13 protein-coding genes are annotated in these 15,045 nt (G+C 74.3%); 4 read left to right on the forward strand and 9 right to left on the reverse strand.

Going from position 1 to position 15,045, the window contains the following annotated elements; all coding sequences use genetic code 11:
• Window positions 1-63: 63 nt before the first annotated feature.
• The gene (locus ACFWJ4_RS24875) at window positions 64-1,299 is read right to left on the reverse strand and encodes a sulfite oxidase (RefSeq protein WP_380547164.1); all 1,236 of its coding nucleotides are present in this window, start codon (window positions 1,297-1,299) and stop codon (window positions 64-66) included.
• Window positions 1,300-1,772: 473 nt separating this feature from the next.
• Between ACFWJ4_RS24875 and ACFWJ4_RS24880 the strand changes: the two genes are divergently transcribed.
• The 3 genes from ACFWJ4_RS24880 to ACFWJ4_RS24890 all read left to right on the forward strand — a co-directional run bounded on the left by ACFWJ4_RS24880 (window position 1,773) and on the right by ACFWJ4_RS24890 (window position 4,253).
• Window positions 1,773-2,162, forward strand: a complete 390-nt coding sequence (locus ACFWJ4_RS24880) for a MerR family transcriptional regulator (RefSeq protein WP_380547101.1) — start codon at window positions 1,773-1,775, stop codon at window positions 2,160-2,162.
• Between the two features lie 159 nt (window positions 2,163-2,321).
• The gene (locus tag ACFWJ4_RS24885) at window positions 2,322-3,953 is read left to right on the forward strand and encodes a BCCT family transporter (RefSeq protein ID WP_380547103.1); all 1,632 of its coding nucleotides are present in this window, start codon (window positions 2,322-2,324) and stop codon (window positions 3,951-3,953) included.
• Between the two features lie 120 nt (window positions 3,954-4,073).
• Entirely contained in the window at window positions 4,074-4,253 is a 180-nt protein-coding gene (locus ACFWJ4_RS24890) for a hypothetical protein (protein WP_359913294.1), read from the forward strand.
• 165 nt (window positions 4,254-4,418) lie between these two features.
• Here the strand turns inward: ACFWJ4_RS24890 and ACFWJ4_RS24895 are convergent, their stop codons facing one another.
• Window positions 4,419-5,978 carry a DUF2398 family protein gene (locus ACFWJ4_RS24895; RefSeq protein ID WP_380547105.1) on the reverse strand — a complete coding sequence of 520 codons (1,560 nt, stop codon included), beginning with the start codon at window positions 5,976-5,978 and terminating at the stop codon, window positions 4,419-4,421.
• A gap of 456 nt (window positions 5,979-6,434) precedes the next feature.
• On the opposite strand from ACFWJ4_RS24895, the gene ACFWJ4_RS24900 reads away from it, so the two are divergent.
• Entirely contained in the window at window positions 6,435-7,199 is a 765-nt protein-coding gene (locus ACFWJ4_RS24900; RefSeq protein WP_380547107.1) for a lysoplasmalogenase, read from the forward strand.
• Between the two features lie 77 nt (window positions 7,200-7,276).
• Here ACFWJ4_RS24900 and ACFWJ4_RS24905 read toward each other — a convergent pair whose 3' ends face one another.
• The 7 genes from ACFWJ4_RS24905 to ACFWJ4_RS24935 form a co-directional block, all read right to left on the reverse strand.
• Entirely contained in the window at window positions 7,277-7,900 is a 624-nt protein-coding gene (locus ACFWJ4_RS24905; protein WP_380547109.1) for a hypothetical protein, read from the reverse strand.
• A 167-nt stretch (window positions 7,901-8,067) separates the two neighbouring features.
• A complete protein-coding gene (locus tag ACFWJ4_RS24910) occupies window positions 8,068-8,916 on the reverse strand; it encodes an exodeoxyribonuclease III (RefSeq protein WP_359913305.1) in 849 nt (282 codons plus the stop codon).
• 75 nt (window positions 8,917-8,991) lie between these two features.
• Window positions 8,992-10,782 carry a gamma-glutamyltransferase gene (gene ggt, locus ACFWJ4_RS24915; protein ID WP_380547111.1) on the reverse strand — a complete coding sequence of 597 codons (1,791 nt, stop codon included), beginning with the start codon at window positions 10,780-10,782 and terminating at the stop codon, window positions 8,992-8,994.
• Window positions 10,783-10,863: 81 nt separating this feature from the next.
• On the reverse strand, window positions 10,864-11,970 hold the full coding sequence (locus ACFWJ4_RS24920) for an ROK family glucokinase (protein ID WP_380547113.1): 1,107 nt from the start codon (window positions 11,968-11,970) through the stop codon (window positions 10,864-10,866).
• Window positions 11,967-12,827, reverse strand: a complete 861-nt coding sequence (locus tag ACFWJ4_RS24925) for an ATP-binding cassette domain-containing protein (RefSeq protein WP_380547115.1) — start codon at window positions 12,825-12,827, stop codon at window positions 11,967-11,969. Before ACFWJ4_RS24925 ends, ACFWJ4_RS24920 begins: the two co-directional genes overlap by 4 nt.
• A gap of 8 nt (window positions 12,828-12,835) precedes the next feature.
• Window positions 12,836-13,882: an ABC transporter permease gene (locus ACFWJ4_RS24930; RefSeq protein WP_380547117.1), complete on the reverse strand. Its 1,047-nt coding sequence runs from the start codon at window positions 13,880-13,882 to the stop codon at window positions 12,836-12,838.
• Window positions 13,879-14,898, reverse strand: a complete 1,020-nt coding sequence (locus ACFWJ4_RS24935; RefSeq protein WP_380547119.1) for a substrate-binding domain-containing protein — start codon at window positions 14,896-14,898, stop codon at window positions 13,879-13,881. Before ACFWJ4_RS24935 ends, ACFWJ4_RS24930 begins: the two co-directional genes overlap by 4 nt.
• Window positions 14,899-15,045 lie beyond the last annotated feature (147 nt).

Consider the following 15,045-nt stretch of genomic DNA (forward strand, 5'->3'; position numbering starts at 1 on the left):
GTACGAGGTCCAGTCCACCGGCGCGGCGCGGACCACCGCTTGGGCTCGGACCACTGCCGCGGCTCAGACCACCGTCACCGGGTGGGCCACCACCGCACCGAACAGGTAGCCCTCCCGGTTGAACACCGCCCGCTCGGGCTGGGTGTTGCCCCGGCGGTCCGTCGCGCGGGCGCGCAGCTCGTACCGACCGGGCCGCTCGGGGCGCCAGTCGACGCTCCAGCGCGTCCAGCCGTCGGCCCGCGGCTCGTCGCGCAGTTCGGCGCGCCGCCAGGTCCGGCCGCCGTCGGCACTCACCTCGACCCTGCGCACCGCCGCCGCCCCGGACCACGAGCGCCCGTGCAGCCGGTGCTCGCGCCCCGCCGCCAGCCGCGCACCGGCGGCCAGCTCGAAGGCGCTCTTGACCACCTGCTCGGTGAGCGGGTCGCCGCCGCCCGGCGGGTAGTCCGGGCCGAACATCCGGTAGAAGTCGGTGTTCCACGGCGAGTACAGCCGGTGGTCGGCGACCTCCACGCTGCCCACCCACTTGATCGAGGCGATGCCCACCCAGCCGGGCACCACCAGCCGGGCCGGGGCGCCGTGGTCCGGGGTCAGCGGCTCGCCGTTCATCTCGTACGCGAGCAGCACGTCGTCCAGCGCCTTGGCGATCGGCAGCGGGCGGCGCACCGGTCCGTAGTTGGTGCCGCCGGCGACGAAGTCCGGGTCCAGGCCGGTGGGCAGCACGTCCACCGCCGCCCCGGTCAGCCCCGCGGCCCGCAGCACCTCGGCCAGCCGGACGCCACGCCAGCTCGCCGAGCCGACGCCGCCGAGGGTCCACGGGGTACCCGGGACGGGCTGGTTCTGCTGGCCGGGGTAGTAGCTGCGGGCGTTGCCGGCGCACTCGATCAGCGCGCTGATCCGGGTGGACGGCAGCTCCCGCAGGTCGTCCAGGCCGAACTCGACCGGGCGCCCGGCCGTCGGGGCACCGCGCAGGCCGCTGCCGAAGAGCCTGAGGCGCCAGGTGCCGGGGTCGATCAGCGGGGTGCTGGTGTGGTTGCGGACGAAGAACCGCTCCACCGGCACGTGCCGGTGGACGACGGCACGGCCGTCGGCGTCGCGGAAGGCGTCCCAGCGCGTCTCGGCGTTGGTGCCGCGCGGCACGAACCAGTCGGCGGGCAGCGGTTTGACGATCCCGGGCACGGGCCCGGGCACCGCCCCGGGCAGGGGGCCGGGCGCGGGCACCTCCTCGGCGGCCGCCCGGCCCGCGGCGGGCAGCGGGGCTGCCGGGACGGGCGCGACGAGCACCCCGGCGGCGGAGACCATCCGCAGCACCGTCCGGCGGTCCACCCCGTCCTCGCGGACGGGCTGCGCCGGGCCGGCCTGCTCCGGGGCGTCCTGCGTCGGGGTGGCCTGCGTCGGGGTTGCCGCGGTCCCGGCGGCCTGCGTCGGGGCTGCTTCGTCCGGGGTACGGACCTCGTCGTCCATGAACGGCGTTCCTTCCGTGTCGGCGTGGACGGTTCGCCGGTGCGCGCGACCAGAGCCGGGACCCGAAGGCTGTCCCGGGCGGGCTCCCGCTCTCCGGCTTGACCTTCTCACTGGTGTGAACACCTACCGTTCCCGCTGTCGGCGAAACCCCGGCCCGCGAAGGAGCACCCGATGTCAGCCACCCCGCTCACCCGGACCTCCTGGCCGGCCGCCCACGCCGACGTGCGAACTGCGCGACGTGGTACTGGAGTTCCTCAAGGGCTGACCGCCCCCCGGGGAACACCCCGGCGAGCGGCGTCGTTCGCCAGGTCATGCGCATCGGAGAACTCGCCCGCCTGACCGGGGTGTCCACCCGCCTGCTCCGCTACTACGAGGAGCAGGGCCTGCTCAGGCCGGACCGTACGGCCGCCGGCTACCGCGAGTACGGCGAGCAGGACACCGTCCGGGTGTGGCAGATCCGCAGTCTGCTCGCGGCCGGTCTGAGCACCCGGATCATCGCCGAGCTGCTGCCCTGCGCCACCGGTCCCGTCCCGGTCCTGGAGGCCTGCCCGGAGCTGCTGGCCACCCTGCACGACGAGCTCGCCGACCTGGACTCGCGGATCGAGGACCTCTCCCGCAGCCGCCGGGCGCTCTCCCACTACCTCGCCACCGCGCGCGACTCCGGGCACGGGCACGACTACGGCGAGGGGCGGGCGGCCTGACGGGACGTAGGTCCCGACCCGGCGCTCCCCCGGCGCGCCGTCCCGCCACCGGCGGAGTGAACTGGACATAGTGCGACATACAGCTTGATCCCGAGCGTTCCGAGCGTTCCGACAGTCCGAGCGTTCCGGACGCGCCGAGTATGTCGAGAGGTCCATCCGATGAGCAGCCAGCCGCCCCAGCCCGACCCGCCCGCGAAGGAGCCCGACGAACCCGCCGCGACCCTTCCGGTCGACCGGGCGGTGTTCGGCATCGGCGCCGTCCTGGTCCTGGCGGTGGTCGCGTGGGGCGTCTTCGCCGAGGACTCGCTCGGCCGCACCTCCGGCACGGCGCTCGACTGGGTGCTGCACAACTTCGGCTGGCTGTTCGTGGTGGCCGCCGACGTCTTCCTCGTCGTCGCCCTGTTGCTCGCGTTCAGCCGCTTCGGCCGGATCCGGCTCGGCCGCGACGACGACGAGCCCGAGTTCTCCACCGTCGCCTGGATCGCCATGATGTTCAGCGCCGGCATGGGCATCGGCCTGATGTTCTACGGCGTCGGCGAGCCGCTCCAGCTCTTCGCCACCCCGCAGCCCGGCTCCGGCCTGGAGCCGCAGAGCTCGGCCGCCGCCCAGCAGGCCCTGGAGTTCTCGCTCTTCCACTGGACCCTGCACCCGTGGGCGATCTACGCGGTCGGCGGCCTGGCCCTCGCCTACACCACCTTCCGCAAGGGCCGGGGCAACCGGATCTCCGCCGCCTTCGTCCCGCTGATCGGACAGCGCGGCGCGGACGGCTGGGCCGGGCGGACGATCGACCTGCTGGCCGTGTTCGCCACCGTCTTCGGCTCCGCGACCAGCCTCGGCCTCGGCGCGCTCCAGGTCGCCGACGGGCTCGGCTACATCTCGTCCGTCCGCAACACCCAGAACGCCCAGCTGATCATCATCGCCTCGCTGAGCGCCGCGTTCGTGGTCTCCGCGTTCTCCGGGGTGCACAAGGGCGTGAAGTGGCTCTCCACCGCGAACGTCGTGCTCGCCTCGCTGATCATGGTCTTCGTCTTCGTGGTCGGTCCGACCGTGTTCGTGCTGGACGCGATTCCGTCCTCGGTCGGCGGCTACCTCTCCGACCTGCTCGCCATGTCCACCCAGACCGGTGCCTTCACCGACGAGGGCTGGCTCGGCTCCTGGACGATCTTCTACTGGGCCTGGTGGCTCTCCTGGGCGCCCTTCGTCGGCACCTTCATCGCCCGGATCTCGCGCGGCCGCACCGTCCGGCAGTTCCTGCTCGGCGTGCTGCTGGTGCCCAGCGGGGCGACGGTCATCTGGTTCTGCGTGATGGGCGGCACCGCGATCCGGCTGGTCACCACCGGTGCGGCCGACCTGGTCGCGACCATCCCGCAGGGCCCGGAGGCCTCACTGTTCGAGATGCTGCGCTCGCTGCCGCTCGGCTCGGTGACCAGCGTGGTCGCGGTGCTGCTGGTGATGACCTTCTTCATCACCAGCGCCGACTCGGCCTCGCTGGTGCTCGGCTCGCTCTCCAGCCGGGGCTCGCTGCATCCGCGGACCTGGCTGGTGGTGGTCTGGGGCGTGCTGATGGGCGGGGTCGCGGCGGCCCTGCTGCTGGCCGGCGGGCTGACCGCGCTGCAGAACGCGACGATCCTGGTCGCGCTGCCGTTCGTGGTGGTGATGCTGCTGCTGTGCGTCTCGCTGGTGAAGGAGCTCCGCGAGGACCCGGCCGCCGCACCCTCCCGCTTCCGCCCGCCGCACGGCCTGCGGGACGCCGTCCGGGAGGCCGTCGGCGAGTCCGGCACACGCCGCTGACCTGCGCATACGCCCCGGCCGGCGACGGTTGGGGTGTGTGCGGCCAACCGACGCCAAACCCCCGTCGGGACTTCACCCGCGCGTACCGACCGTTCACGCCGCCCTGGAAACCTCCCTGTCATGAACGCCAACCCTCAGGCGCCCCACCAGGAACCGCGCTTCCCCCTGCCCCAACGGCACCGCCGGCTGCTCGCCGCCACCGCCGTCCTCGTCTCCATCGCCCTCGGCACCCTGGGCGTCGGCGCCACCGTGGAAACCGTCGAACACGGCCCCTTGGCCAGCGCCTCCGCCAGCAAGTAGCAACCGCCCCGCCCGGCACCGCGGTCCCGCCCCGGACCCGGTGCTTCTTGCTCTCCCGGTCCGGAACCGCCACGCTCCCCGACCCGGAGCCAGCATGCTCCCCGGCCCGAGCCCGTCGCGTTTCCCGGCCCGGGCCGGGCCCGCCGCCGGAGAGCGGCGCCCCCGCTACGCCCGCTGTTCGGCGCGGGGGCCGGCCGGGGGCGGGACCAGCGGGCCGGGGCGCGAGTGGCGGCCGTTGCCGGGGGTGGGGTGGAGGTCGGGAGCCGGGGCGTAGCGGGCGGCCGGGGGGCGCAGGCGCCAGGCCGGGGGCCGGGTCGGGTGGGGGGTGGGGGCCATCAGGGCGAGGCGGTGGAGCAGGTCGAGGGCGTCGCGCCGCAGGGCGGTGCGGTCGGCGAGGTAGCGGGCGGGCAGCCCGTACTCGTCGGCGATGTCGCCGAGGACGCCGTCTATCAGCGCGTCCGGGATCGGGACGTCTCCGGCCACCGCCTCGCCGGGCAGCGGGCGGACCTCCTCGACGAGGCGCTCGACCAGCAGCAGGGCGGCCTGGGCGACGGTGTCGGCGCCGGGGAGGGCGAGGTCGGTGAGTTCGGCGGCCGGGTCGAGCAGGGCGACGCCCTCGGCCCGCAGCTCGGCCTCCAGCCCGAGGAACTCGGCGAGTGCCGCCGGGCCGCTGAGCCGGTGGTCCTGCAGCCAGGCCCGGTGGTCCTCGGGGAGGTCGGCGGCCAGGACGGCGGGTGTCTCGGCGAGCAGCCGGCGGACGGCGGTGGCGGGCTCGGCGTCGGCGGCGCGGCGGATCAGGTCGGCGGCGTCGTCGGCGAGGGCGGGCGGGCCGGCCGGGACGGCACGGGCGAGTTCGCGGTCCACGGTCAGTACGAAGGAGCCGTCGGCCGGGTCGGACGGCAGCTCGCCGAGCACCTGCCAGCCGGCCAGCGCGGCCAGCGCCATGGCGAGGTCGGCCGGTTCGGCGGTGAGTTCGGGGGCGGCGGCGCCCATCGCATCGAGCAGCCGCCGGTAGTCCAGCTCCTCCGGGGCGTCGACCAACAGGGCCAGCGCGAGGGCGAGTTGGGCGTATCCGGCCGGGGTGAACGGAGCCCCGGTGACGGGGTGTTCGAGGCGGCGGGCGGCGTCGGGGCCGAGGCCGGCCTTGCAGAGCCGGGCGTGCCAGGGGCCGACGACGAGGCGGTAGCCGAGCAGGGTGTCGAACCGCTCGGCCAGCCAGTCCCGGTGACGGCGGATCAGCGGGAAGCCGTCGGCGTGCGGACCGGAGGCGGTGACCAGTGGATGGGCGAGCAACAGCCGGGCGGCGATCCGGCGTTCGGCCGAGGGGAGCTCCTCGCCGGAACGGTCCTGGGCCACGACGGTGGGCGGCGTCACCCGCATGGGCTCGGGCCTGCGGTGCCGGCCCGGCCTGCCCGGCTTGGCACCTGACCGGACGACGGGCAGCGCGGCGTCGTCGCGCCGGGCGCGGCGCAGGCCGCCCTCGGTGCGGTCCTCCCGGAGGCGCGCCGGCGTGGCGGAGTGCGCGGTGGGGCCGTGCCACCAGCTGACGCCGGGATCGGCGGCGGGCTCGGCGGCGGCGCCGAGGTGGCGGGCGGGGTAGAGGCCGAAGGAGGCGGCGCAGAGGTCGTCGGCGGTGCCGGGGGCGGCGGCGGCGAACCAGTGGGCCAGGCGCAGCAGCCCCGGATCGGGCGAGAGCGTCACGTCGGCGGCCGGGGGGTCGGTCACCCGCACGTCGTCAGCACCGCTCGCCGCGCCCGTCCCAGGTCCCCTGTCAGCGGGGCCGGTTCCAGGACCGCCGGCGGAACCGGTGGCGGAGCCGGCAGCGGGACCGCCGTCAGGACCGGCTTCGCGTACGGCGAGGACGGCGTGGGCGGTTCCCCGTCCTGCCCCGCCCGCGCGTCCGTCCGGCCTGCCGGCCACCCGGGTGGCGCCGACCGCGTAGTCCTGCTGATCCATGTCGGGGTCCAGACTAGACGGTGCCCGGGCCACCCGTCGGCAGCAACCGCCCTCCTGAGGAACTCTCCGCAGGAGCCCTCGAAGCGGTCGCCCGCGCTCCGCCTGCCGGCCGCCCCGTCATCCGGCTCCGCCCACCGGGGTTACGCACCGGTAACCCGCCCTTCCGCCGCCGGTCCGGCTCCTCTAGGGTCGGTCCGAAGCAGCGGATCACCGAGAGGCGCACGCATGACTGTCCGTACCACCGACCGCGCCGGCCTCGGGGCACGCCTGCGCTCGGCCACCGGCCTGCTGGGCGGCTTCGCGGCCACCTCGGCGGCGCACCTGGGCGCGATCGTCTCCGGCGCCTCGGTGCTCCAGAACGCCACCAAGCCGGCCCTGATGCCATTGCTGGCGGCCCAGAGCGTGGCGGCGGCCAGGAAGGCCGGGCAGGAGGCGCCGAAGCTGCTGGCGCCGGCCCTGCTGCTGAGCGCGGGCGGGGACGTGCTGCTCCAGCTGAAGAACGATCCCGCGTTCCTCGCGGGCATGGGCTCGTTCGCGGCGGCGCACGTCTGCTACGTGACGATGTTCGTCCAGCGCGGCGCGCTCACCGACCGCCGCCGGGCGCTGATGGTCGCGGCCGCGTACGCGACGGCCTGGGTGACCCTGGTCGGGCAGCTCTGGCCGGATCTCGGGGACCTGCGCGTCCCGGTGGCGGGCTACAGCCTGCTGCTCGCCTCGACGGCCGTCACCTCGGCCGGGCTGGGCTGGCGGACCGGGCTGGGCGGGGCGCTGTTCCTGCTCTCCGACACGTTGATCGCCACCCAGCTGGCGAAGTGGCGGGAGCTGCCGGGCCATCAGTTCTGGATCATGGCGACCTATGTGCTGGCCCAGTACCTGCTGGCCGACGGCACCCTCCGGCACCAGGACCGGCTGCACCGCGAAGGCGTCGAGGGCACCGGGAGCACCGGGGGCACCGGGGCACCTGGGGCAACGGCGGCGCCGAGCCGCTGACCGTCTGACCCGCCGCCGGTCCCGTCGGGGTCCGGCGGCGCGGCGCAGGGGCGCGCGGGCACGCGGCGGCGGGGCCGTCAGGCACCGCGCCTCCGCAGCAGCCAGAAGCCGCCGACACCGCCGGCGACGAGTGCGAGGCCGCCGGCCAGCTCCGCCGGGTTCGCCGCGACCGAGCCGCCGAGGCCGGTCTGCACCGCGCCGTGCGGGGCGACCTGCTGGCTGCCGGCGCCGGACTGCCCGAGCGAACCGGCCCACTCCCCCGCGGCCTCGCCCCATTCGCCGAGGCTCTTGTCGGGGTTCGTCCGGGCGTCCTTGTCGGTGCTCCTGTCCGGGGTGGTGGAGGCCGCGGTGGAGACCGTGACGGTGGTCGCGAAGACGCCGCCGTCCGGGCAGGTGCCGTCGACCTTGCTGTCCCCGGCGTGCTGGCCGGCCAGTCGGGCGGAGCCGCTGTGCTTGCCGTCGGGGCCCAGGGTGAGGGTCGCCGGACCGCCCTCGAAGGCGGCGGAGCGGGCGGTGATGGTCTTGGCGTCGGGCTTGTCCGACTTCTCGCAGGAGACCGTGACCGTCACGGTCTGGCCCGGTGCGGCCTGGGACGGGCTGACCGAGGCCGAGCCGTCCCTGGCGGATGCGAGGGGGGCCGTCAGGCCGGTCAGCGCCGTCGCGCCGATCAGGACGGCGGCGGCCGTACACGTGGGGCGCATGCCGGAACCTCCGGGATTCTCGGGCGCAGCCGGGGACTCCCATGTCCACGTGGTCGAGCGACTGCACCCGGTCATTCACCGACGGTAGGCACCCGCCCCGCGCTCGGCCAGCGCTCACGACCGTTCGGGTTACGGCCCGTGACCCGGCGTGACGCCCGCGGCGCGGCTCAGACGTCGAGGTCCAGGTCCACCACGACCGGCGCGTGGTCCGAGGTTCCCTTGCCCTTGCGGGCCTCGCGGTCCACGTAGCTGTCGGTGACGGCGTCGGCGAAGGGCTTGTTGGCGTAGGTGAGGTCGATCCGCATGCCCCGGTTCTTCGGGAAGGCCAGCTGGCGGTAGTCCCAGTAGGTGTAGGGGCGGTCGTACTTGAGCGGGCGGGGCAGCACGTCCTGGAGGCCGATCTCGCCGAGGGACGTCAGCGCCGCGCGCTCGACCGGGGTGACGTGGGTGAGGCCCTCGAAGGCGGCGGCGTCGAAGACGTCCTCGTCGGTGGGGGCGATGTTGAAGTCCCCGAGGACGGCGAACGGGCGGGAGCCCGCGGCGTCCTCGGTGGCGGCCTTGCGCAGCGCCTCCAGCCACTCCAGCTTGTACTCGTAGTGCGGGTGGCCGACCTCGCGGCCGTTGGGCACGTAGACCGACCAGACCCGGACCGGGCCGCAGGTGGCGGCGACGGCGCGCGGCTCGACCTCGGGCAGCAGGGCGCCGTCGGCGAGGTAGCCGGGCTGGTCGGGCAGGCCGCGCACGACGTCGTCCAGGCCGATCCGGGAGACGATCGCGACGCCGTTCCAGCGGCCGTTGCCGTGCGCGGCCGTCTCGTAGCCGAGCTCGCGGACCGCCTCGTACGGGAAGGCGTCGGCCGCGCACTTGAGCTCCTGGAGGCAGAGCACGTCGGGCTTGGCGCTCTCCAGCCACTCCAGGAGCTTGGGCAGCCGCGCGGTGACGGAGTTGATGTTCCAGGTGGCGATGCGGACGGTCACGGCGGGCGGCCTTCCCGGTGGTTCGGTGCGGACGGGCATGCGGACGGGGTGGGCCGCCCCTCGCGCGGGAGGCCCACCCCGAACATACCGTCCGGCACCGACAGTCCGGCCCGATCAGCGCGCGGGCCGGACCACCGCGGCCGAGCCGCCGCCGCGCCGCACGGGTTCGGCGGCGGCCACCCAGCGGCCGTCCGGCAGCCGTTCCACGCCGGTGGCGGCGCCGATCTCGCCGCCGTTGACGAAGCTCTGTCCGAGGCCCTCCAGCGCTGCCCGCTCGGGCAGCGCCAGGAAGCCGGGCTCGGCCTGGGTCGTGGCGCCGTTGCGCTGGCTGGCGCGCGGCGCGGCGATGGCCTGCTCCAGGCTCAGGCCGCGGTCGAGCCGCCCGAGCAGCACCTGGAGGGTGGTGGTGATGATGGTCGCGCCGCCGGGGCTGCCGGTCGCGAGCACCGGCTCGCCGTCGCGCAGCACGATCGTCGGGGACATCGAGGAGCGCGGCCGCTTGCCCGGGCCCGGCAGGTTGGGGTCGGGGACGCCGGGCGCGAGCGGGGTGAAGTCGAAGTCGGTCAGCTCGTTGTTGAGCAGGAAGCCGCGGCCGGGGACGGTGATGCCGCTGCCACCGGTCTGCTCGATGGTGAGCGTGTAGGAGACGATGTCGCCCCAGCGGTCGGCGACCGTCAGGTGGGTGGTGTTGGGGCCCTCGTACGGCTCGGCGACGGCCTGGCCGGTGTCGGCGCAGGGGGCCGGGTGGCGCGGGTCGCCGGGGGCGAGCGGGCTGGTGAGCGCGTGGTCCGGGCTGATCAGGCAGGCCCGGGAGGCGGCGTAGCGCTCGGAGAGCAGCTGCTTGGTGGGGACGTCGTTGAAGGCCGGGTCGCCGACCCAGCGGTTGCGGTCGGCGAAGGCGATCCGGGAGGCCTCCAGGAAGTGGTGGTAGTACTGGGTGCTGCTGTACGCGGAGACGTCGCCGCCGTCCTCCAGGATGTTGAGCGCCTCGCCGACGGTGGTGCCGCCGGAGCTGGAGGGGGCCATCGCGTAGACGTCGTAGGCGCCGTGGGAGACGTGGGTGGGCGCCTGGTCGCGGACCCGGTAGTCGGCGAGGTCGGTGGTGTCGACCCGGCCGGGGCGGGCGTTGCGGCCGGAGGCCGGGTCGACCGGCGGGTGCTGCACGGTGTTGACGATGTCCCCGGCCAACTCGCCCTGGTAGAAGGCCTTGACGCCGTCCTTGGCGAGCAGCCGGTAGGTGGCGGCGAGGTCGGGGTTGCGCAGCAGGCTGCCGGTCTCGGGGGGTTTGCCGTTCGGCAGGTAGAGCTTGGCGGTGGCCGGGAAGTCCTTGAACCGGGCGTAGTTGTCGGCGGTCTGGTTGCGGAAGGTGTCGTCGACGACGAAGCCGTTGTCGGCGATCCGCTCGGCCGGTTCGAGGTTCTGGGCGAGCGAGCGGGTGCCCCAGTGGCGCAGCGCGGCGTCCCAGGTGGCGGGGGTGCCGGGCACTCCGACGGACAGTCCGCTGGTGACGGCGTCGGCGAAGGCCAGCGGTTTGCCGTCCTCCAGGAACAGGCCGCTGTCGGCGGTGCGGCCGGCCGTCTCGCGGCCGTCGATGGTGTGCACCCGTCCGGTGGCGTGGTCGTAGTAGACGAAGTACCCGCCGCCGCCGACGCCGGAGGAGTACGGCTCGGTGACCCCGAGGGCCGCGGCGGCGGCGACGGCCGCGTCGACCGCGTTGCCGCCCTTGCGCAGCACCTCGATGCCGGCGGCGGTGGCGTCGGCGTCGACGGTGGCCACCGCACCGCCCCAGCCCACCGCCTCCGGTGCCTTCGACGGCGGGGCCGCGGCGCCGGCCGGCCCGACGCCGGACCAGACCAGTGCGGTGGTGAGTAACAGAGACGGCGCGAGGCGGGTCAGAGCTCTCATGCGAGTCCTCCTGAGTCGACGTCAACTCATCAGTTGTTCCACAGGAGGAATGATCCGACAACCGCACCGCCCCGCCCCCGCCTACAGCGCGCTGCGCTCCACCCGCCGCCGCTTGATCGTACGGAAGCGCCGCGCCACCTGCCGGGCCAGGTCGGCCGCGCCGACCAGGCCCGCCTCGTTGCCGAGGGCGGCGTGCACGATGGCGGCCTCCGGACGGAACCCGCGCCCGGTGAGGGTGCGGCGGAAGGTGTCCCGGGCCGGGCCGAGCAGCAGGTCGCCCGCCTCGGAGACCCCGCCGCCGATGACGAAGCGGCCGGGGTCCAGCGCGGCGGCCAGGTTGGCGATGCCGACGCCGAGCCAGGTGCCGACCTCGTAGAGCAGCTCGGTCGCGGTCGGGTCGCCGTCCTGGGCGGCCTCGGTGACCAGCGGGCCGGTGATGCCCTCGACCGTGCCGCCCGCCCGGGCCAGCAGCGGCTGCACCACCGGCGACTCCTCGGCGACCAGCTCGCGCGCGTCGCGCACCAGCGCGTTGCCGGAGGAGTACTGCTCCCAGCAGCCCCGGTTGCCGCACGGGCAGCGGTGGCCGCCGGGCAGCACCTGCATGTGCCCGAACTCGCCCGCCAGGCCGTACTTGCCGCGGTCCACGTAGCCGTCCCGGACCACCGCGCCGCCGATGCCGGTGCCCAGGGTGAGCATCACCATGTGGTCCTCGCCGCGCCCGGCGCCGAAGCGCCACTCGGCCCAGGCGGCCGCGTTGGCGTCGTTCTCCACGATCACCGGGAAGCGCAGCCGCTCGCTGAGCGCCTCCCGGAGCGGCTCGTTGCGCCAGTTGAGGTGCGGGGCGAACAGCACCTTGGAGCGGTCGGCGTCGACCCAGCCGGCCGCGCCGATGCCGACGGCGTGGACGTCGTGCCGGTCGGCGAGCTGGAGCACCAGCTCGACGATGACGTCCTCGACCACCTTGGGGCTCTTGCTCTTGTGCGGCGTGTCCGTGCGCAGCTTCTCCAGCACCTTGCCCTCGCCGTCCACCACCCCGGCGACCACCTTGGTGCCGCCGATGTCGACGCCGATGGTGGGCAGCCGCAGTATCCCGGCGGGCAGGGCGCGGCGGCGGCGCTCGGCGCGCGGGCCGAGGCCGAGCAGGGTGGGCAGGACGGGTGGCCGGGTGCTGCCTTGGGAGCTGGTCACGGCTGCGGACGCTCCTCGCCTGGGTCGGGGTCACGGGGGTCGGGCTCACGGGGGTCGGAAACGGAGGGCCGGGCCAGCTCGTGCGAGAGCTCGGCGAGGTCGGAGCCCCCGGCCATCTCGGTGGTGAGCTGTTCGAGGCCGATCTCGGCCCGCGGGTGGCTGCCCGCCATCCGGCCCCGCTTGAGCAGGGTGAAGTGGTCGCCGACCAGGTACGCGTGGTGCGGGTTGTGGGTGATCAGCACGACCCCGAGCCCGGCGTCGCGGGCGGCGGTGACGTACTTGAGCACCACTCCGGACTGCTTGACGCCGAGCGCGGCGGTGGGCTCGTCCAGGATCAGCACCCTGGCGCCGAAGTGCACCGCGCGGGCGATGGCCACGCACTGGCGCTGCCCGCCGGAGAGGGTGCCGATCGGCCGGTCGACGTCGTACAGGTCGATGCCCATCCTGGCGAGCGCCTCGCGGGTGGTGGCGCGCATCCCGTCGGCGTCCAGCCGCAGGCCGCCCCAGCGGCGCGTGCCCTGCTCGGAGCCGAGGAAGAAGTTGCGCCAGACCGGCATCAGCGGGACGACCGCGAGGTCCTGGTAGACGGTGGCGATGCCGCGCTCCAGGGCCTGGCGCGGGGAGTCCAGGCGGACCTCCTCGCCGCCGACGGTGAAGGTGCCCTCGTCGTGCTGGTGAAGCCCCGCGATGATCTTGATCAGGGTGGACTTGCCGGCCCCGTTGTCGCCGAGCACGCAGCTGATCTCGCCGGCCCGCAGGGTCAGCGAGACGTCCTGCAGCGCGCGGACGGTGCCGTAGCTCTTGCCGACGCCCTCCAGGGAGAGCAGTTCGGTGCCCGCCGCGGCCGCGCTCGTCATGTCCGTGCTCATCGCGGCCCCCGCTCGGCCCGGCGCTTGACGTAGGCGTTCAGCAGCGCGGCCAGCAGCAGCATCGCACCGAGGAAGAACTTGAACCAGTCCGGGTTCCACTGGGCGTAGATGATCCCCTTGCTGACCATGCCGAAGATCAGCGCGCCGAGCGCGGAGCCGACCACCGAGCCGTAGCCGCCGGTGATCAGGCAGCCGCCGATGACGGCCGCGACGATGTAGATCAGCTCGTTGCCGACGCCCTCGCCGGACTGCACGGTGTCGAAGGAGAACAGCAGGTGCTGGCCGAGCACCCAGGCGCCGAAGCCGACGCCCAGGTAGAGCAGGGTCTTCGTCCGGGCGACCGGCACGCCGACCGCGCGGGCCGCCTCCGCGTCGCCGCCGACCGCGAAGATCCAGTTGCCGAAGCGGGTGCGCAGCAGCACCCAGCTGCCGACCGCGAGCAGGCCGAGCCACCACCAGACGGTGGCCTTGATCGTCAGCCCGCCGACGGTCACCTCGGAGGCGAACAGCCAGCGGCAGGAGGCGAAGCCCTCCATGTCGGAGATCGACTTGGTGGAGACGGTGCCGGAGATCGCCTTGGTGACGCCCAGGTTGGCGCCGGTCAGCATCAGGAAGGTGCCGAGCGTGACGATGAAGCTGGGCAGCCTGGTGCGGCCGAGCATCCACCCGTTGAACCAGCCGACGGCCAGCGTGGTCGCCAGCGAGACCAGCACGCCGACCCAGGTCACCGCGGTGAACTGGTACGAGACCATCGAGGAGGTCAGCGCCGCGGTGGTGACCAGCACACCGGCCGAGAGGTCGAACTCGCCGCCGATCATCAGCAGCGAGACCGGCACCGCCATGATCCCGATGGTGGAGGCCGCGTACAGCACGGTGCCCAGCGAGGAGACCCGCAGGAAGGGTTCGGCGACGACGGCGAAGACCGCGAAGACCGCGACGGCGGCGATCAGCGCGCCCAGCTCGGGGCGGGCGAGGAGCCGCCGCAGGGCCGCCGGGCGGCCGTCGACCAGGCCGTCGTGGGCGAGGAGGTCGGGGCTGCTCACCTGGTCCCCCTCGCGACGTACTCGGCGAGCGCGTCGGCGTTGTCCTTGGTCAGGATCTGCGGACCGGTCTCGACGGGCTTGCCGCCCCCGAGCATGTTCAGGTTGTACTTGTACAGCCAGATCAGGTCGACGCCCGTGTAGCCCTGGAGGTAGGGCTGCTGGTCGACGGCGAAGCCGACACTGCCGGACTTGAGCCCGGACACCACCTGGGTGCCCAGGTCGAAGGTGTCCAGCTCGACGCTGCGGCGGGCGTCCTGGACGGCCTGGAGACCGGTGGCGGCCATCGGGCCGGAGAGGGTGAGCACGGTGTCGATGGCCGGGTCGGCCTGGAGCTTGGCGGAGATCGCGGCGCGGGCGTCGGGCATGTCGACGCCGTTGACGTAGAGCACCTGGAAGGCGCCGCCGGCCTTGGACTGGGCTCCGGAGCAGCGCTGCTCCTGACCGACGTTGCCCTGCTCGTGGATCACGCAGAGCACGTTCTTGCGGCCGCGCGAGGCCAGCTCGGCACCGGCCGCCCGGCCGGCGGTGGACTCGTCCTGGCCGATGTGGGTCAGCGCGCCGAACTTCTGCGAGAACTCCTGGCCGGAGTTGATGGTGATCACGGGGATGCCCGCGGCCTTGGCCTTGCCGAGGACGTCGGCCATGGCGTCGCCCTTGGCGAGGGTGACCAGCAGTCCGTCGACCTTCTGGTCGATGGCGGCCTGGACGAGCTGGACCTGGTTCTGGGTCTGCGCGTCGTTGGAGTACAGGAAGGTGATGTTGTCCTTGGCGGCGGCCTGCTCGGCGCCCTTGCGCACAGTGTCCCAGAAGGCGTCGCCGGCTCCGGCGTGGGTCACCATGGCGACCTTCCAACGCGGGGTGGTGACGGCGCTGCCGCCGGTGGCCGCGGCCTTGGCGCGGGCCTCCTCGGCGCGTCTGCCTCCGGTACTGCTGCAACCGGCCGCGGTGACCGCGAGTGCCAGGACGGCGCACACGGGCCAGAAGCGGCGGGACGGGCGAAAGCGGGTGATGCTCATCCCCATAGTCTCCCTTCCCTGGTCGCGCGGGATCGCACCGCCTCGCCCGGCAGGCCCAACGGCCTGGGAGGTAAGGTGCCCCGGGGGACCTTTCCTGGTAGTTCGCTGAACATCTGGTCCGGACGACGTCTGTCCGGGTGGCAGACT

Origin of the sequence: Kitasatospora sp. NPDC127067, from assembly GCF_042724755.1 — a bacterium.
Lineage (GTDB): Bacteria > Actinomycetota > Actinomycetes > Streptomycetales > Streptomycetaceae > Kitasatospora > Kitasatospora lactacystinica.